This is a genomic window from Comamonas sp. 14P8.1.4 (assembly GCF_057799285.1).
The window spans coordinates 235,866-254,605 of the sequence record NZ_JBYOKN010000003.1 but is presented as its reverse complement, the minus strand read 5'-3'; the positions used below and the strand labels follow the sequence as shown (position 1 = coordinate 254,605).

Genomic DNA, 18,740 nt, shown 5'->3' with positions numbered 1-18,740 from the left:
GAAGCCGAAGCTTCCTCTGGGTGTGGCATCAGCCGTAAGGCAGTGATTACTTGGCCAGCAGAATGCGCAGCATGCGGCGCAGAGGTTCGGCAGCACCCCACAGCAGCTGGTCGCCGATCACGAAAGCCGACAGATACTCAGGGCCCATGTTCAGCTTGCGCACGCGGCCCACGGCCACTTCCAGTCCGCCGGTGGTCGCCGCTGGGGTCAGTTTCTTGACGGTTTCTGCGCGGTCGTTGGCCACGAACTTGACCCAGGGGTTGCCGCTCTTGATCAGTGCTTCGATCTCGGCCAAAGGCAGGTCCTTCTTCAGCTTCAGTGTCAAAGCCAGTGAGTGGCAGCGCATGGCGCCAATGCGCACGCACAAACCGTCGACCGGGATGGTGGCGTCGGTGCCAAGGATCTTGTTGACCTCGGCCTGGCCCTTCCACTCTTCTTTGGACTGGCCGTTGGGCAGCTGCACGTCGATCCAGGGGATCAGACCGCCGGCCAAAGGTGCGCCGAAGAATTCGGTGGGCACATCGGTGCGGATGGTTTGCGCCACCTTGCGGTCGATGTCCAAAATAGCGGAAGCGGGCGTTGCCAGTTCATCGGCCACGGCAGCGTGCACCACGCCCATGCCCTTGAGCAACTCGCGCATGTGGTTGGCACCGCCACCCGAGGCGGCTTGGTAGGTCATGGAAGAGACCCACTCCACCAGACCGGCCTTGAACAAGCCGCCCAGGCCCATCAGCAAGATGGAGTTGGTGCAGTTGCCGCCAATCCAGTTCTTGCCGCCTGCAGCCAGCTTCTTTTGGATCAGGTCGTCATTGACGGGGTCCAGCACGATGACGGCGTTGTCTTCCATGCGCAGGGAAGATGCAGCGTCGATCCAGTGACCTTGCCAGCCTGTAGCGCGGATCTTGGGGAACACTTCCTTGGTGTAGTCACCACCTTGGCAGGTGATGATGATGTCGCACTTGGACAGCTCGGCGATGTCGTTGGCGTCCTTCAACTGGGTGTGCACCGTTGCCATCGCGGGGGCCTTGCCGCCGGCGTTGGAGGTGGAGAAGAACACCGGCTCGATCAGCGCGAAGTCCCCTTCGGCTTGCATACGGTCCATCAACACGGAACCGACCATGCCGCGCCAGCCCACCAAACCTACCAATTGCTTGCTCATTTTTGAAACGCCCTAATAAGAAGTTGCGAAAACAGATGTGAAGTGCTCAATCTGGCTTTGCAGTCCGGCTCGTCTGGCCGGTAAGAGGGCGCGCGACGAACCGGGCTGGGTCAGCCTTTAATCGTCGTCGTAATGGTTGCTGCGCGCACGGCCACATCTGCCAGCAAGGCAGTTTTTGTAGAGGCGATGAGGGAGTGGGCGGCAAACATGATGTGCGGATTGTAGCTTAACTAATGCGGCTTTAGAGAATCTAATCTCTGCGAGCCGCAGCGCTATGTGGGGGCATTGTGACGGCAAAGCGCCGTCACGCCACCTGAAAATTTCTGTGCAGGCTTTAGCTGCACCCACCAAACCGCGCGGCATGGCTGCAACGCGGCTTGGTGGTGTTAGACCGCAGCCAGTGCAGCCACCACGGCATCACCCATTTCGCGGGTAGAGACCTTGGTCGTGCCTTCGCTGTAGATGTCGGCAGTGCGCAGGCCATCGGCCAACACCTTTTGCACGGCCGCTTCGATCTTTTGTGCTGCCGCTTCTTGGTTCAGCGAGAAGCGCAGCATCATCGCTGCCGAAAGAATAGTGGCCAGTGGGTTGGCAATGCCTTTGCCGGCAATGTCAGGTGCCGAGCCGTGGCTGGGTTCATACAGACCTTGGCCTTTGCTGTTAAGCGATGCCGAAGGCAGCATGCCGATGGAGCCGGTCAGCATGGAGGCTTCGTCGGACAAGATGTCGCCAAACATATTGCCAGTCACCACCACGTCAAAGCGCTTGGGTTCTTTGACCAGTTGCATGGCGGCGTTGTCCACGTACATGTGGTCCAAAGCGACGTCGGGGTACTGCTTGCCAATTTCTGTGACGATGTCTTTCCAGAACTGGAAGGTCTCGAGCACGTTGGCCTTGTCCACGCTGGTGACCTTCTTGCCGCGCTTTTGTGCAGCTTGGAAGGCCACGTGGGCAATGCGTTCGATCTCAGGGCGCGAGTAGCGCATGGTGTCAAACGCTTCTTCGGTGCCGGGGAAGTGACCGTCTTCGGCCATGCGGCGACCACGGGGTTGGCCAAAGTAAATGTCGCCCGTCAGCTCGCGGATGATCAAAATGTCCAGGCCCGCCACCAGCTCAGGCTTGAGGCTGGATGCGTGGGTCAGTTCCTTGTAGCAAATCGCAGGGCGGAAGTTGGCGAACAGGCCCAGTGCCTTGCGCAGGCCCAAAATGGCTTGCTCGGGGCGCAGGGGGCGGTCCAGCGTGTCGTACTTCCAGTCGCCCACGGCGCCGAACAGGATGGCGTCGGCTTCCTGGGCCAGTTTCAGCGTGGCCGGGGGGAGGGGGTGGCCAGCGGCTTCGTAGGCCGCACCGCCGACGGGGGCGGTTTCCATCTCAAAGTTCAGATCCAGTGCGTTGAGCACTTTCACGGCTTCTGCAACGATTTCCGGGCCAATGCCATCACCGGGCAAAACTGCAATCTTCATGGTGTTCCTCGATTTTTTTGATAGCTATCTGCGCTTGTATTCATTGGACTTCAGATTGAAGTTAATCTGAAGTCCAATGAATAACCAGCGCTAGCAGCTCATTTATTTATAGGTGTTGGGTGGCTCAGGCTTGCACCAGCGAGCGCGACAGCCAGGGCTTTTGCGCCAGGCGTTCGGCTTCAAACGCCTTGATCTTGTCGGCGTGGCGCATGGTCAGGCCGATGTCGTCAAAACCGTTGAGCAAGCAGTACTTGCGGAAGGGAATGACGTCAAAGGGAATTTCTTCGCCCTGTGGGCGCACGATGACCTGGCGCTCCAGATCAATCGTCAGCTCGTAGCCGGGGAAGGCGTTCACTTCATGGAACAGCAGGTCGATCGTGGCCTCAGGCAGCACGATGGGCAGCAGGCCGTTCTTGAAGCTGTTGTTAAAGAAGATGTCGGCAAAGCTGGGGGCCAAGATGGCGCGGAAGCCATACTGGTCCAGCGCCCACGGCGCGTGCTCGCGGCTGGAGCCGCAGCCAAAGTTCTTGCGGGTGAGCAGCACGCTCGCGCCCTTGTAGCGCGGCTGGTTCAGCACGAAGTCGGGGTTGGGCTTGCGCTGCTCTTCGGGCACGCCGGGCTGGCCGGGCTGGTCCAGGTAGCGCCATTCGTCAAACGCGTTTGCGCCAAAGCCGGTCTTCTTGATCGACTTGAGGAACTGCTTGGGAATGATGGCGTCGGTGTCGACGTTTTCGCGGTCCATGGGGGCCACCAGGCCCTTGTGTACGGTGAATTTTTGCATGACGGTCGATGTGTTCGTGAGCCAGATCAACGGGCCGCGCGTTCAATCGCGTTGCCGGCTTTTTGCACGTCCTGGCCAATGCCCTGGACGGTATTGCAGGCGCCCAGCGTGAAGGCCAGGCCGATCAAAAGAATCGTGAAGGAAGGCTTCATGGTGTGTCTCCCGGTCTCGTTGTCTCTGTGTAGATATGTTTAGGCGAACTTGCGGATGTCCACAAAATGGCCGTGGATGGCGGCAGCCGCGGCCATCGCAGGGCTGACCAAGTGGGTGCGGCCACCCGCGCCCTGACGGCCTTCGAAGTTGCGGTTGGACGTCGATGCGCAGCGCTCACCGGGCTCCAGGCGGTCGGCGTTCATCGCCAGGCACATGGAGCAGCCAGGTTCGCGCCATTCAAAGCCAGCGGCCTTGAAGATGGCGTCCAGGCCTTCGCGCTCGGCCTGCTCTTTGACCAGGCCGGAGCCGGGCACCACCATGGCCAGCTTGATGTTCTTGGCCACTTTCAGGCCCAGCTTCTTCACCATGGCAGCGGCTTCGCGCATGTCTTCAATGCGGCTGTTGGTGCACGAACCGATGAACACTTTGTCGACAAAGATGTCGTTCAGGGCCTTGCCGGGCTCCAGCGCCATATAGGTCAGCGCGCGCTCGATGGCACCGCGCTTGTTGCTGTCTTTTTCCTTGTCCGGATCGGGCACGGTCGCGTCAATGCCCAGCACCATCTCGGGCGAGGTGCCCCAAGTCACTTGCGGCACGATGTCTGCGCCGTTGAGTTCGACCACGGCGTCAAACTTGGCATCAGCATCAGAGTGCAGCGTCTTCCAGTAGGCGACTGCCGCATCCCATTCCGCGCCTTGGGGGGCCAGAGGACGGCCCTTGACGTAGTTGATGGTCTTGTCATCCACAGCCACCAGGCCAGCGCGTGCGCCACCTTCAATGGCCATGTTGCACACGGTCATACGGCCTTCGATGGACAGGTCACGGATGGCTTCACCCGCAAACTCAATCGTGTATCCCGTGCCGCCGGCGGTGCCGATCTTGCCGATGATGGCCAGCACGATGTCCTTGGCGGTCACGCCGGGGGCGACTTTGCCGTTGACCCTGATCAGCATGTTCTTGGCTTTTTTGGCCAACAGCGTTTGCGTGGCCATCACGTGCTCGACTTCGGAGGTGCCGATGCCGTGCGCCAAAGCGCCGAACGCGCCGTGGGTGGAGGTGTGGCTGTCGCCGCACACCACGGTCATGCCGGGCAGGGTGGCGCCTTGCTCAGGGCCCATCACGTGCACGATGCCCTGGCCCTTGTCCATGAAAGGGAAGAAGGCGGCGGCGCCAAACTCGGCAATATTGCTGTTGAGCGTGACGATCTGCTCTTTGCTGATCGGGTCGGCAATGCCGTCGTAGCCGCGCTCCCAGCCATCGGTGGGGGTGTTGTGATCTGCGGTGGCCACCACGGAGTTGATGCGCCACAGCTTGCGCCCGGCCATGCGCAGGCCTTCAAAGGCTTGCGGGCTGGTCACTTCGTGCACCAGGTGGCGGTCGATATAGAGGATGGACGTGCCGTCTTCCTCGGTGTGAATGACGTGTTCGTCAAAAATCTTGTCGTAAAGGGTGCGTCCCATAGCTTGTTCTCGTCTTCGTGGGTTGGGAAGTTGTCTCTCGAAATTTTAGGCAACGGCCTTGGGGGCAGGCACCCAGCCTTTGCCGAGGTGCTCCACCAGCAAACGCGATGTCACCGGAAGCGCATCAAAATCGCGCGCCACCAGGCTCAGCGTGCGCTGTGCCCAGCTGTCGGTCAAAGGCACGCTTTTCAGGTTGCCCACGCCGTGCATGAGCTCAAACGCACGATCGGGAATCAGGCCAACGCCCAAACCGTTGTCGATCATGCGGCACATAGCATCCAGGCTTGTGACCTGAATGCGTTGATGTAGGGGGTGGCCCGAGCGGGCTGCGGCGCCGCGCATGGCCAAGCTGATGGAGCTGCCACCGTGCAGGCCGACAATGTCCCACTCCAGCACTTCTTCAAACGTGATGGATTCACGCTGCGCCAGGGTGTGGTCTTGCGGCACCACCAGCACCAGGTTGTCGGTGCGGTAGGGGCGGGTTTGCAGGCCGTTGGTATTGGCCTGGCCCATGTTGCAGATGCCAATGTCGGCAGTGCCTTCTTGCACGGCCTGCAGCACATCGGCCGACAGGTGCTCTTGCAGGTCAATCTTGATCTGTGGGTGTTCCTTGCTGAAGGCGCCCAGGTCTTCCGGCAGAAACTGCACGATGGCTGAGATGGTGGCGTGCACACGCACATGGCCACGCACGCCGTCGGCGTATTCCGAGAGCTCGCCCTGCATGCGCTCCAGCCCGTACAGCACGTTGCGTGCATGGTGCAGCAGGCTTTCACCGGCGGGGGTGAGCGTGACGCCACGACTGTGGCGGTACAGCAGGGCCGTGTCCACGGCGGCTTCCAGATCGGACAGGCGCTTGCTCACGGCAGAGGCGGCGATGTACTCACGTTCGGCAGCGCGACCAATGCTGCCAAGCTCACACACAGCGACAAACAACTGCAAAGAGGTCAGGTCGATACGGCGTGCAAAACTGCGCTCGGAATTCTTCATGGCGGGGAACACTTTTTCAGTCCTCTCGTTTTGAGAGGTTGAAAGCATTTTCTCACCACAAAACAACTGTTGTCATCGCGCAATGCGAAGTCTTGGGGTATGCAAGCACCAATAAAGCCATCGCGGTTAACGATGGGTTGGCATCGCTGAAAGAAAAAGTGAGCGGGTAGCGCTGGTGTTTCGAGCACTTTCAATACCTTTTACAAGGAAGGTGCACAAACAAAAGCGGCACCAGCTCCTTTTATGGGAGCGGGTGCCGCTGCAAGCACAGGCCAACGCTGCGTGGGCAGCGCTTGCCAGGTGCGCCAAGCTTTAGAAGTCGTGGCGCAGGTTGATGCCGGTGCTCCAGTTGCGGCCGGGGGCCGATTCGAAGAAGCGGTCATTGCCATCGCCAACAATCACCGAGCCGACGTACTGGCGGTCAAGCAGGTTGTCCACACGGGCAAAGGCGTTCAGCGTCCATGCGCCCAATTGCTTGGTGTAACCCACGCTGGCAGCAGCAACGGTGAACGAGGGCGCCGAAGCGCTACCGGACTTGACTTGGTTGGCCTCATTCACAAACACCTGGCTGGCATGTTGTGCCGACAGGCCCAGGCGCCATTCCGGTGTGGGACGGAAATTCACGCCCACAAACGCGCTGTGCTTGGACAGGCCGGGCAGCATATTGCCTGCGTTGTCGCCCTCGCGGAATTGCGCATCCAAATAGGTGTAAGCCGCTTGCACATCCCACTGGCGCGACAGCTTGATATCCGCCTGCAGCTCAGCACCGACGCGGCGCGTTTTGCCCGCGTTCTTGTAAGTTGTGCGGCCACCACCGCTGGCATCGGTCACGATTTCATCCTTGGTGGTGGAGTGGAACACCGCAGCGCTCCACATGCCTTTCACATCACCCGTCAGACGCTGGCGGTAGCCCAGTTCAAACTGGGTGCTCACGCTAGGCTGCAAGCTGGTGTTCATGCCGCTGCTGTTGGCGCTGTATGACATCTCGGCCAAGGTTGGCGTCTCAAAGCCACGCCCCACGCTGCCATAGATGGTGTCATTGGCGGTGAGTGCATGCGAGAGCGCCACGACCGGCAAGAATTTGTTGTGGCTGGTCGTGCCGGAATCATCGGGGTTGGCAGGCGTGATGAAGCTGTCCTCCACCTTGAATTTCACACGGCTGTAGCGCAGGCCGGTGTCCAGTGTCCAGGTTGGAGCAAGCTTCCACGAAGCTTGCACATAGGGGTCGGTATTGGTGATGGTATTTTTCTCATCACGCTTGAGGTCACCCTTTACGCCAATGGCTGTGGGTGCGGTGGCTGTGCCAGTGTAATTTTTATACCCTTGGCGGTCTTCTTGGACATAGTCCAAAGCCACGCCTGCGGTCACGGTGACGGGGACGATGGCATCGTCAAACTTGCCTGTCCAGCGCGCATCCAGGCCAGCGTAATCGCGTGACATGTCAATCACACCACCCGCGTGCTTGGCACCTTCTTGGATGGCGAAGCCAGTAGTTGGATTAGTGAGGGGGATGGATTGGTACTGTTCCATCGAGCGGTGACCCGCGTATGCCGTTAATGCCATGCTGTGCTGGGCATTGAGGTGGCGCTCATACGTTGCACCGACTTGGGTTTGTTCCAGTGACTTGCGGGTGTTGAAATCCTCGGCCACGCCAGAAGACTGTCGTGGGTTGCTTCGGTATTGTTCCCAAGTCAAGCCTTGTGGGTCTTGGGCGCTCGACTTCATAGTGTTGGCCGTGATGGTCAATCGCGCATCATCGCCAATCGCGGTACTGAGCTTAGCGTTGGCGGTGCTGCGATCTGCGGCGCTGTGGTCGCGGTAGCCATCGGTCATAAATCGGCTGGCGCTGACCAGGTAGCTCAAGCCTTGCGCGGTCTGGCCACCGGCCTTGGCCGCAAAGCGTTTTTGGCCATCGCTGCCAAAGCTCACGCCGCCTTCGACAAAAGGCTTGCCTTCTGGGGTTTCGGTAAACATGCTGACCACGCCGCCAGCAGAGTTGCCGTACAGCGCAGAGTAGGGGCCGCGCAGCACTTCCACGCGTTCCAGGCTGCTAATGTCAATGTGCGAGAGTGAGCCTTGGCCGTCGGGCATGGTGGCTGGAATGCCGTCGACATAAATGCGTACGCCGCGCACGCCAAAGGTGGAACGGGCACCGTAGCCGCGCACGGACAGCTGCAAGTCTTGGGCGTAGTTCTGGCGGTTCTTGATTTGCAAGCCGGGCACCCCGCCCAGGCTTTCAGACAGGTTGACCTGCATCTGGCGGTCACGCACTTGCTCGCCGTCGAGCACGGTGGCCGAAGTGGGCAGGGTTTGCAAGCTGGCGCTGCCGGGGGCCGAACGTACTTCAATCGTGTCGAGTGTCGGGGCGGTTTGTGCGTGCGCAGCCAATGCCAGCGTGCTGAGCAAGATGGCGATGGCCTGGCTTTGGGCGGAAGGAGTGAAAACAGTCATAAGGTGTTGGAATGCATCAAAGCGGCGACGGTTGCCTGTCGAAGCGTTAAATCATAGGTTTTTTGGCAAGCACCCATGTCAAATAATGCATTATTGTTTGTTGAAATTCAGGTGATTTCCCAATGCATTGGATTTGACCCTGAAGAAAATGGCGATAAACAATATTTGATTGGGAAAATAATCCAATGCATTGCGCCGCCAATACGGTGTTGAGATATTCAGCCAGCCAAGAATAGGACGATTCCGTGCGGGGTGCAGGGCCCATGAAAAAAGGTGGCCGAAGCCACCTTGATGCAATTGCTTTACTTTTGAGGTAAAGCGGGGGGCGATCACATGGTCACCCTTGTGCTTGGTTTGGCGGGCACCGTCTGCGGAGATCACCACCAACGGGTTGCCAGAGGTGGTGTTCATTGACAGAACCAGTTTTCGCAAGCAGCACATTCGCATCAGAACGAGTGTGCGATACCGAGGTCAAATCCGGTTTTGTTGTTGTACTTGTGCGAGGCTGGAGCGCGGTCGTAGGCAAGGTTGGTGTAGACCTTGGTGCGCTTGGACAGGGGGTAGTGGTAACCGACGGAGAACTTGTCTTGTTCCTTGGTGTTGAAGTCTCGGTTGTCCATGCGGGCATAAGCAGCCATCAGCGTGCCATGGCCTACCTTGCCGGAAGCACCGATCGAATAGGAGCGCAAGCTGTGGTTGCTGCTGTTCTTGCCCGTGCCGAAGAACGCAAAGACTTTCAGCGTGTCGTCACCCCAGCGTGCGGAAACCGTGTTCCACACATCATGGGTTCCGCTCTGGTTTTCATGTCCTGCGGCCAAGTACAACTTGCCGGTGGTGTAGCTCACAGCGGTGCTGTAAGCATTGTCCTTGCCAGCTTCGCCTTCTGCGGATGCGTAGGTCACGCCAAAGCGCAAGCCACCTGTTTTGACGTTGTAGTTAATGCCATTGTCAAAGCGGTAGGGGCTGACCTTGCCCGTTTGCGTCACGATATTGCTACCCACCCACGAGTGCAGGAAGGGGTCGGCGGGCAGCATGACGTACTCATACGAAGGTGTGAACATGCGGCCGAGTCGCACTTGGCCGTAAGGGCCTTCTAATCCCACCCACGAATCCGCGTGCCAAAACTTGGCAGGATTGGACGCTGCGCCAGTATCTGCGTTGAAGCGGTGCTGCAGGTGAAAAGAGGCTTTCCAACCAGAGCCCAGATCTTCCTGGCCTTTAAACCCGACGCGGCTGGCCAGACCTTGCATAACACCATAGCTGTCGGAGCCTATAGCGCGGCCCACACCCAAATCGACCATGCCGTAAAGGCTCACGTTGGACTGGGCTTGAGCGATGGATGCCAAAGAGGCCACGCCTGCGATGGCGAGGGGAAGCAGGATTTTTTTCATTTCAAATGTTTTTTGATGGGATGAGCTGGCGGCAATTCATTGCGCCTGAAGGTGCATGTGCTGCACCGGATGCCAGCGGCATGTATGTGCCAAGCACATTCACAGCGATGAATTGCATGGCCAGCGGGCAGTAAAAAAGGGTGGCAGAAAGCCACCCTTTATTGCTTTTGGCGGGCCTTATTTCTTAGGCAACGCGTAGGCGATCACGTAATCGCCCTTGTGCTTGGTCTGGCGTGCACCGCCAGCCGAGATCACCACAAACTGGCGACCCGATTCAGGCGACAGGTAGGTCATAGGCGCAGCTTGTGCACCGACGGGCAGACGTTCCTTCCACACTTCCTTGCCGGTAGCCGACTCGTAAGCGCGCAGGTAGTAGTCCTGTGTACCGGCGTGGAACACCAGGCCACCAGCGGTGGAGATGGGGGCACCCAGTGCAGGCAGGCCCAGAGGCACTGGCAGGCCAGTACGTACGCCGAACATTTCGCTGTCTTCCACTGTGGCGGTGGGCGTGCGCCATGCCACTTGCTGCGTGTTCAGGTCGATAGCAACCATGTTGCCCCATGAAGGCTGGTGGCAAGGTAGACCCAGAACCGACAGGAACGAAGAGCGCAACGCTGCGTAAGGCACGCCGTCTTGCTGGGCGTTCTTCCAACCCACCTTGGGGCCGTCTTTTTTCTTGAACTCGGCCAGACGTTCTTTGGCGGTCTCACCGGGCTCCAACCACACGATTTGGGGCATGTGGATGTCGTTGGTGATCAGCATGTTGGTACGGGGGTCGTACGTCATACCGCCCCAGTTGAAGCCGCCGTAGTACCCGGGATACACCAGGGTCATCTTTTGCGATTCCAGCTTGGTGTAGGGACCTGCGTAGTTCAACTGCTTGAAGTGGATGCGGCACAGCATCTGGTCAAACATGGTCACACCCCACATGTCCGATTCCTTCATGTCCATGGTGCCCAGCTGGGGCATGGTGGACCAAGGCTGTGTGGGAGCGGCAGGTGCGTCGCCTTCTTGCACATGCAAGTTAGGTACAGCACGTTCTTCAACGGGGACGACAGGCTTGCCTGTGGCGCGGTCCAGCACAAACAGTTGGTGGGTTTTGGTGGCCAAGATCACCGAAGGTGTCACGCCGCCCTTGCCGTCAGGCATGTCCACGAACAGGGGAGGAGCGCCGTTGTCGTAGTCCCAAGTGTCCATGTGGACAGCTTGGAAGTGCCAGGCTTCTTTGCCGGTCTTGACGTCCAAGGCCACCACGGATGTGGCGTACTTGTTCATTTCAGGTGTGCGGTGTGCACCCCAGAAGTCAGGTGTGGCGTTGCCCAGGGGGATGTAGACCAAGCCCAGCTTGGCGTCGTAAGCACCATGGGTCCACCAGTTGGGGGTGCCCTTGGAGTAAGTTTCACCTGCCTTAGGCAGCATGGTGATGTCGGGGTTACCCAAGTCCCATGCCCAGGCCAGCTCGCCGGTCTTGGCGTGGTAGCCACGGATCACGCCCGAGGGTTCGTCGGTTTGCAAACCGTCAAACACCCAGCCGCCCAGCACGATGTAGTCGCCAGCCACCAGAGGCTGCGAGTTGTTCATGTACCAAAAATCTGGCAGGTTTTCACCCAGACCACGACTTAGATCGGTGTAGCCCTTGCCGGTATCGCCAAAGCCTTCACAGACTTCGCCGGTTTTGGCATCCACGGACCACAAGCGTGCCACTTTGTCGGTGGTGACGATGCGGGCATCGCACTTACCATCGGCAGACTTTTGTGCTTCGGGCACTTCGTAGTAGCCCACGCCGCGGCATCGATTCCAGTGGGGGCTGAGCTTGCCCTTGGAGTCAAAGGTCCATTTTTCCTTGCCGGTTTCTGCATCCAGTGCAATCACCTTGTTTTGGGGTGTGCACAGGTAGATGCTGTCGCCGATGTGGATGGGCGTCACTTGGTCCTCGTTGGGGCCACCAACTTCGGCGCCCGTACGGTAAGTCCACGCCACTTCCAGCTTGTCCACGTTAGAGGGGGTGATCTGGTCAAAAGGACCAAAGCGGTCACCACCATCGTTGCGGCCAAACTGTGTCCAGCGGTTATCGCTGCTCTTCGCATCGGTCACCACGGGCTGGTCGTTGACGATCTTGGTGCCCAGCTTGGCCGTGTTTTCCACGGTGTTCTGGGGTGTGAAGATCGAAGCGGCACCCGCGGCCAAGACGACGGCTTGCACGGCAGCAACAGGCACTGCAATTCGCTTGGCGTCAGGGCGCAGGCTGCGCAAAGCCAAGGCAGAGACGAAGCCCAGCACCAGCACGGGTGCCAGGCGTGGGACCAAGGCCCAGAAGTTGGTGCCGGCTTCAGCCAGTGCCCACAGCACAGTGGCAATGACCACTACCAAGTACAGCAGCGCGCCAGTGAACTTGGCGCGAACCAGCAGTACGCCGGAAACCAAGGTGGCCGCACCGGCCAGCAGGTAGTACCAAGAACCACCCAGGGAAGCAAGGCGGATACCGCCAATCAGCAGTGCCAGGCCGACAAGGGCCAAGATCACGCCATAAATACGCGTCCACATCGGAGTGGGCGCGGTGTTGGTTGAAGAGGTCGACATATCCGAGACGATGACGTTGAAAGTGCTGCGGATTATAGGTGTAAACCCTAGTGTTTGGTGTCTAACTCTTTTATAAGAGTTAGACGCGCCGATATTTTCATAAGGGTTGGATTGTTTAAAGGATTTTGTGGTTTAATTTTTTCTTAAGTTATTGATTTTAAATATTTATCTTTATTTCAGTAATGTCTGTAAATTAATTAATTCCTTAATTCCCCTAATTGCCTGTTTTTTTTCTAGGGGTGTGGACTGCATGCCATGACGTGCGTTGCCATAAAAAAACCCTGCCGAAGCAGGGTTGGGTGGTAAGTCGCAGCCAGGTCATCCTGGCGCATCGCGGGGCTTACTTTTTGGGCAGTGCGTAGGCGATCACGTAGTCGCCTTTTTCGGTGGTCATGCGTGCGCCACCGGCGGACACCACCACAAACTGGCGGCCCGATTCAGGCGACAGGTACGACATGGGGGCAGCTTGTGCGCCCACGGGCATACGGTGTTTCCACACTTCTTCGCCTGTCTTGTTGTTGAAGGCGCGGATGTAGCGGTCCATATTGCCTGCAAAGAAGGTCAGGTCGCCGGCCGTTGCAATGGGGCCAGCCAAGGAAGGCATGCCGATAGGCATGGGTACATCCACGGTCACGCCAGCCATCTTGGAGCCAGCCACGGTGCCCAGGGGCACTTGCCAGGCAATGGTCTTGGTGTTCATGTCGATCGCGGTCATATTGCCCCAAGAAGGTTGGTGGCAAGGCAGGCCCAGGAAGGAGTTGAACGCACCACGGATGGACTGGTAAGGCGTGCCTTCTTGCAGGTGGGTGGCCCAACCAGAGTTGTGGCCGCCATCTTCAGCCTTCAGCTTGGCCAGCTTGTCTGCTGCAGTAGCTTGTGGCTCCAGGAAGCCGATTTGAGGCATGCGCATGTCGTTGACGAAGTACATGTTTGTACGTGGGTCAAACGCGTGTCCACCCCAGTTGAAGCCGCCGTAGTATCCGGGGTAGATGAGTGTCATCTTCTCGGTCAGCTTGGTGAAGGGGCCGTCATAAGCCAGTTGCTTGAACTTGATACGGCAGTACAGCTGATCGAACATGGTGGCGCCCCACATGTCCTTCTCGGTCATGTCCATGGGGGCGACTTGCGGCATGCCTACAGACCATGGCTGCGTGGCGGATGCAGGGGCATCACCGGCCATGATGGCTTGAGGCGCAGGGCGCTCTTGCACTTCAGCCAAAGGCTGGCCATTGGTGCGGTCCAGCAGGAACAGCTGGTGGGTTTTGGTGGCAGCAACCAGTGCCTTGTTTACGCCACCCTTGCCATCTGGCAAGTCCATCAATGTGGGAGGGGTGCCGTTGTCATAGTCCCAGGTATCTATGTGCAGGGTCTGGAACTTCCAAGCTTCCTTGCCTGTGGCGCCCTTGATGGCGACGACAGTGGTGGCGTATTCGTTCATCTTGGGTGTACGGTGTGCACCCCAGAAGTCAGGCGTCGCGTTGCCCAAAGGCAGGTAGATCAGATCCAGCTCAGCGTCATACGAGCCGTTGGACCAGAAATTGGGCGTGCCCTTGGTGTAGGTTTCGCCTTCAGCAGGCAGCTTGGTAATGGCAGCATTACCCAAGTCCCAGGCCCAGTCCAGCGAACCGTCGGTCAACTTGTAGGCGCGTACGACGCCGGAAGGCTGTTCGGTCTTCTTGCCGTCCCAGACCCAGCCGCCAACGATCACACGGTCACCTGCCACCAGAGGCTGCGAAGTGGGCATGTAGTAGAAGTCAGCGTACTGGCCCATGCCCACGCTCAGGTCGGTATAGCCTTTGCCGGTATCGCCAAAGCTTTGGCAGACTTCACCGGTCTTGGCATCCAGCGACCACATGCGGGCATCTTTGTCGGTAGTGACGATGCGGGCTTGGCACTGTGCAGCTTCAGCAGAAGGATTGGCCGCCTTGGCTTGCTTGAATTCAGGCACTTCGTAGTAAGCCACGCCACGGCAGCGGCTCCACCACTTGTTTTCGCGGGTCTTGGGATCAAACACCCACTTTTCTTCACCGGTCTCGGCGTTCAGTGCGATGACCTTGTTTTGAGGCGTGCACAGGTAAACCGAATCACCTACCTGCATGGGCGTGTTCTGGTCTTCATTGCCACCGCCGGTTTGGGCGCCGGTATGGTATGTCCAGGCCACTTCCAGCTGATTGACGTTCGACGTGTTGATCTGGTCAAACGCTGCAAAACGCTGGTTGGCTGCATTACCGCCGTAGTACTTCCAGCTATTGGCTTCGCTCTTGGCGTCAGTGACAGCGGGAACTTGGTTGATGATGTCCACGCCCTTTTTGGCCGTGTTTTCAATGGTGTTGTGCGGCGTAGCGACCGAGGCAGCACCTGCAACCAAGACGATGGCTTGCACGGCCACAGCGGGCAGAGCAATGCGCTTGGATGTGGGGCGCAGGGATCGCATGGCCAGTGCCGCAATCAGGCCGAGCACGAGTACAGGCGCCAGGCGAGGGACCAAGCCCCAGAAGGCGGTGCCGACTTCGGCCAGCGCCCAGATGGCGGTGCCAATGACCACCAGCAAGTACAGCAGTGCACCTTCAGCCTTGGCACGCACCAGCAGCACGCCAGCCACCAAAGTGGCAGCACCAGCCAACAGGTAATACCAGGAGCCACCCAGCGAAACCAGGCGCAAACCACCAATCAGCAGTGCAGCGCCAACCAGGGCCAGCACCACACCAAAAATACGCGGCCACAATGGACTGCGCACAGTGTCTTTATTTGCATTCATAGAAATTTAAAAAAATCAACTAGTGGTTGCGATTATCTGAGGTGATAAATAAACGCGTCAGAATGTCTTTTATAAGACTTGATCGACTTGGTCTTTTATTGCTTGTTGGCCTATATGTGTGTCAGTTCATTTCGCCTTTGATGCGTTAATGAATTGAAATGGCTTGATTATTTTTAATTTCAGTAATATTTGAAATTACTTTACTTTAATTTATTTGAAACCTTTGAATTTATGGCGGTATGGCGGAAATAATCGTGACGAAATGGAATAAAAAAAGCCCTGCAATGCAGGGCTTTGTGAGCGCAAAAGTGTGGCTTAGCTGAAGAAACGCTTGAGCTTATCCGTCCAGCTTTCGCCGCTGGGTGAGTGCTTGCCGCCACCTTTTTTCAAAGACTCTTCCAGTTCACGCAGCAGTTTGCGCTGGTACTCGGTCAACTTGACGGGTGTTTCAACCACGATGTGGCAGTACAGGTCGCCGGGGTAGCTGGAACGCACGCCCTTGATACCCTTGCCGCGCAGACGGAATTGCTTGCCCGCTTGCGTGCCTTCAGGGATGTCGATGGCGGCTTTGCCTTGCAGCGTTGGCACTTCGATTTCACCGCCCAGAGCGGCGGTGATGAAGCTCACGGGTACCTGGCAGTGCAGGTCATCGCCTTCGCGTTCAAAGATGTCGTGTTCCTTGATGCGAATTTCGATGTACAGGTCGCCTGGAGGGCCACCATTCATGCCCGGCTCGCCATTGCCTGTGGAGCGAATGCGCATACCGTCGTCGATGCCTGCAGGAATCTTCACCTCCAGCGTCTTTTGGCGCTTGATCTTGCCTTGGCCATTGCAGCTGGTGCAGGGTTCGGGAATGATTTTTCCGGTGCCGCGGCAGTGTGGGCAGGTCTGCTGGACGCTGAAGAACCCCTGGCGCATCTGCACCGAGCCATTGCCACCGCAGGTGGTACAGGTCTTGGGGCTAGTACCTGGCTTGGCGCCACTGCCGTGGCAGGTGTCGCAGCTGTCCCAGCTGGGAATGCGGATCTGCGCATCTTTGCCCTTGGCCGCTTCTTCCAGGGTGATTTCCATGGAATAACTCAGGTCGTTGCCGCGGTAGACCTGACGGCCACCACGTGCACCACCACCTGCGCGGCCACCGCCGAACATGTCGCCAAAAATGTCGCCAAAGGCTTCGGCAAAACCACCGCCGCCAAAGCCCTCGCCACCGCCCATGCCGCGGTTTGGGTCCACGCCTGCGTGGCCATATTGGTCATAGGCCGCGCGCTTCTGGCTGTCCGAGAGCATCTCGTAGGCCTCTTTGACCTCCTTGAATTGCTCTTCAGCTTCCTTGGCCTTGTCGCCCTGATTGCGGTCAGGGTGGTATTTCATGGCCAGCTTGCGGTAGGCCTTTTTGAGCTCTTCATCCGAGGCCGTCTTGGCGACGCCGAGGATTTCGTAAAAGTCGCGTTTGGACATTGATATTTACAGCCGGTAAAAAACAGGAACGCCGCGCAAGTCACCTTGGAGGGTGGCGGCGCGGCGGCAAGCGGTCACGAATGCCGCTGCGTCCAAATTACTTCTTCACTTCCTTGACTTCGGCGTCGACGATGTCGTCATCGCTGGCGCCTGCGGGCTTGGCTTGCGCTGCATCGGCAGCTGCTTCGGCACCTGCACCACCTGCTGCTGCAGCAGCTTGCGATTCGGCATACACCTTCTCGCCCAGCTTCTGGCTGGCAGTCATCAGCGCGGTGGTCTTGGCTTCAATCGCGTCCTTGTCTTCGGCCTTCAGGGCTTCTTCCAATTCCTTGACTGCAGCTTCGATGGCGTCCTTCTCGGCAGCTTCCAGCTTGTCGCCATGCTCGCCCAGGCTCTTCTTGACGCTGTGCACAGCGGCTTCGCCTTGGTTCTTGGCTTGGACCAGTTCCAGCTTCTTCTTGTCGTCGGCGGCGTTCAGTTCCGCATCCTTGACCATCTGCTGGATTTCGTCTTCCGACAGGCCCGAGTTCGCCTTGATGGTGATCTTGTTTTCCTTGCCGGTGCCCTTGTCCTTGGCAGACACGTTCAGGATACCGTTGGCATCGATGTCAAAAGTCACCTCAATCTGTGGCACGCCACGGGGGGCCGATGGAATGCCTTCCAGGTTGAATTCGCCCAGAGCCTTGTTGCCCGAAGCCATTTCACGCTCACCCTGGAACACCTTGATGGTCACGGCAGGCTGATTGTCGTCTGCGGTGGAGAAGGTCTGTGCGAACTTCGTGGGGATCGTAGTGTTCTTGGTGATCATCTTGGTCATGACGCCGCCCAGGGTTTCGATACCCAGGGACAGGGGGGTCACGTCCAGCAGCAGCACGTCGGAGCGGTCGCCTGCCAGCACCTGGCCTTGCACGGCTGCGCCCACGGCCACAGCTTCGTCAGGGTTCACGTCCTTGCGGGGGTCCTTGCCGAAGAATTCCTTGACCTTTTCCTGCACCTTGGGCATGCGGCTCATACCGCCCACCAAGATCACGTCTTGGATGTCAGACACGGCGATGCCAGCGTCCTTGATGGCCGTGCGGCAAGGTGCAATGGTGCGCTCGATCAGGTCTTCAACCAAGCTTTCCAACTTGGCGCGTGTCAGCTTCAGGTTCAGGTGCTTGGGGCCTGTAGCGTCAGCGGTGATGTAGGGCAGGTTGATGTCGGTCTGTGCAGAGTTGGACAGCTCGATCTTGGCCTTTTCGGCAGCTTCCTTCAGGCGTTGCAGGGCCAGCACGTCCTTGGACAGGTCCACGCCTTGTTCTTTCTTGAACTCCGCAATGATGTAGTCAATGATGCGTTGATCGAAGTCTTCACCGCCCAGGAAGGTGTCGCCGTTGGTCGACAGCACTTCGAATTGCTTTTCGCCGTCCACGTCGGCGATTTCGATGATGGACACGTCAAACGTGCCGCCACCCAGGTCATACACGGCAATCTTGCGGTCGCCCTTGCCCACTTTGTCCAGGCCAAAGGCCAGTGCAGCAGCGGTAGGCTCGTTGATGATGCGCTTGACTTCCAGGCCCGCGATACGGCCGGCATCCTTGGTCGCTTGGCGTTGTGCGTCATTGAAGTACGCAGGCACGGTGATCACGGCTTCGGTCACGGCTTCGCCCAAGAAGTCCTCGGCGGTCTTCTTCATCTTGCGCAGCACTTCTGCGGAGATCTGTGGGGGGGCCAACTTCTGGCCGCGCACTTCGACCCATGCGTCACCGTTGTCCGCCTTGGCGATGGTGAAAGGCATCAGGTCGATGTCTTTTTGCACTTCCTTCTCGTCGAACTTGCGACCGATCAGGCGCTTGGCAGCGTAAATGGTGTTCTTGGGGTTGGTAACGGCCTGGCGCTTGGCGGAAGCACCCACCAGGATTTCGCCGTCTTCCTGGTACGCAATGATCGAAGGCGTGGTGCGTGCACCTTCGCTGTTTTCGATCACGCGGGTGGTGTTGCCTTCCATGATGGCCACGCAGCTGTTGGTCGTGCCCAAGTCAATACCGATGATTTTGCCCATTTGAATGCTCCGAATACTGAGATGTTGGTTTGATTGGCTTGTAACTAAGGGTCAACAC

Annotated in this window: 13 protein-coding genes; all 13 read right to left on the bottom strand. The window is 58.3% G+C overall.

From position 1 onward, the window contains the following. Positions 1–46: 46 nt before the first annotated feature. The 13 genes from asd to dnaK all read right to left on the bottom strand — a co-directional run bounded on the left by asd (position 47) and on the right by dnaK (position 18,682). Positions 47–1,159 (bottom strand): aspartate-semialdehyde dehydrogenase, encoded by a 1,113-nt coding sequence (asd, locus tag AC27VO_RS08190; RefSeq protein WP_488666211.1) that lies wholly within the window; start codon positions 1,157–1,159, stop codon positions 47–49. A gap of 386 nt (positions 1,160–1,545) precedes the next feature. Then, positions 1,546–2,622 (bottom strand): 3-isopropylmalate dehydrogenase, encoded by a 1,077-nt coding sequence (leuB, locus tag AC27VO_RS08185; protein WP_488666210.1) that lies wholly within the window; start codon positions 2,620–2,622, stop codon positions 1,546–1,548. A 124-nt stretch (positions 2,623–2,746) separates the two neighbouring features. Then, positions 2,747–3,403 carry a 3-isopropylmalate dehydratase small subunit gene (gene leuD, locus AC27VO_RS08180; RefSeq protein ID WP_488666209.1) on the bottom strand — a complete coding sequence of 219 codons (657 nt, stop codon included), beginning with the start codon at positions 3,401–3,403 and terminating at the stop codon, positions 2,747–2,749. A gap of 26 nt (positions 3,404–3,429) precedes the next feature. Beyond that, on the bottom strand, positions 3,430–3,555 hold the full coding sequence (locus AC27VO_RS08175; RefSeq protein ID WP_219163966.1) for an entericidin A/B family lipoprotein: 126 nt from the start codon (positions 3,553–3,555) through the stop codon (positions 3,430–3,432). Between the two features lie 39 nt (positions 3,556–3,594). Further along, complete coding sequence (gene leuC, locus AC27VO_RS08170) at positions 3,595–5,016, bottom strand: 3-isopropylmalate dehydratase large subunit (protein WP_488666208.1); 1,422 nt, start codon at positions 5,014–5,016, stop codon at positions 3,595–3,597. A gap of 45 nt (positions 5,017–5,061) precedes the next feature. Continuing rightward, entirely contained in the window at positions 5,062–6,003 is a 942-nt protein-coding gene (locus AC27VO_RS08165) for a LysR family transcriptional regulator (protein ID WP_488666207.1), read from the bottom strand. A 312-nt stretch (positions 6,004–6,315) separates the two neighbouring features. Then, complete coding sequence (locus tag AC27VO_RS08160; protein ID WP_488666206.1) at positions 6,316–8,454, bottom strand: TonB-dependent receptor family protein; 2,139 nt, start codon at positions 8,452–8,454, stop codon at positions 6,316–6,318. A 90-nt stretch (positions 8,455–8,544) separates the two neighbouring features. After that, positions 8,545–8,865 carry a hypothetical protein gene (locus AC27VO_RS08155; RefSeq protein ID WP_488666205.1) on the bottom strand — a complete coding sequence of 107 codons (321 nt, stop codon included), beginning with the start codon at positions 8,863–8,865 and terminating at the stop codon, positions 8,545–8,547. Between the two features lie 35 nt (positions 8,866–8,900). After that, a complete protein-coding gene (locus AC27VO_RS08150; RefSeq protein ID WP_488666204.1) occupies positions 8,901–9,845 on the bottom strand; it encodes a porin in 945 nt (314 codons plus the stop codon). Positions 9,846–10,022: 177 nt separating this feature from the next. Further along, entirely contained in the window at positions 10,023–12,425 is a 2,403-nt protein-coding gene (locus AC27VO_RS08145; protein ID WP_488666203.1) for a membrane-bound PQQ-dependent dehydrogenase, glucose/quinate/shikimate family, read from the bottom strand. Positions 12,426–12,765: 340 nt separating this feature from the next. Then, the gene (locus AC27VO_RS08140; protein ID WP_488666202.1) at positions 12,766–15,162 is read right to left on the bottom strand and encodes a membrane-bound PQQ-dependent dehydrogenase, glucose/quinate/shikimate family; all 2,397 of its coding nucleotides are present in this window, start codon (positions 15,160–15,162) and stop codon (positions 12,766–12,768) included. 336 nt (positions 15,163–15,498) lie between these two features. Further along, a complete protein-coding gene (gene dnaJ / locus AC27VO_RS08135; protein WP_488666201.1) occupies positions 15,499–16,641 on the bottom strand; it encodes a molecular chaperone DnaJ in 1,143 nt (380 codons plus the stop codon). Between the two features lie 97 nt (positions 16,642–16,738). Continuing rightward, positions 16,739–18,682: a molecular chaperone DnaK gene (dnaK, locus tag AC27VO_RS08130; RefSeq protein ID WP_488666200.1), complete on the bottom strand. Its 1,944-nt coding sequence runs from the start codon at positions 18,680–18,682 to the stop codon at positions 16,739–16,741. Positions 18,683–18,740: the final 58 nt, after the last annotated feature.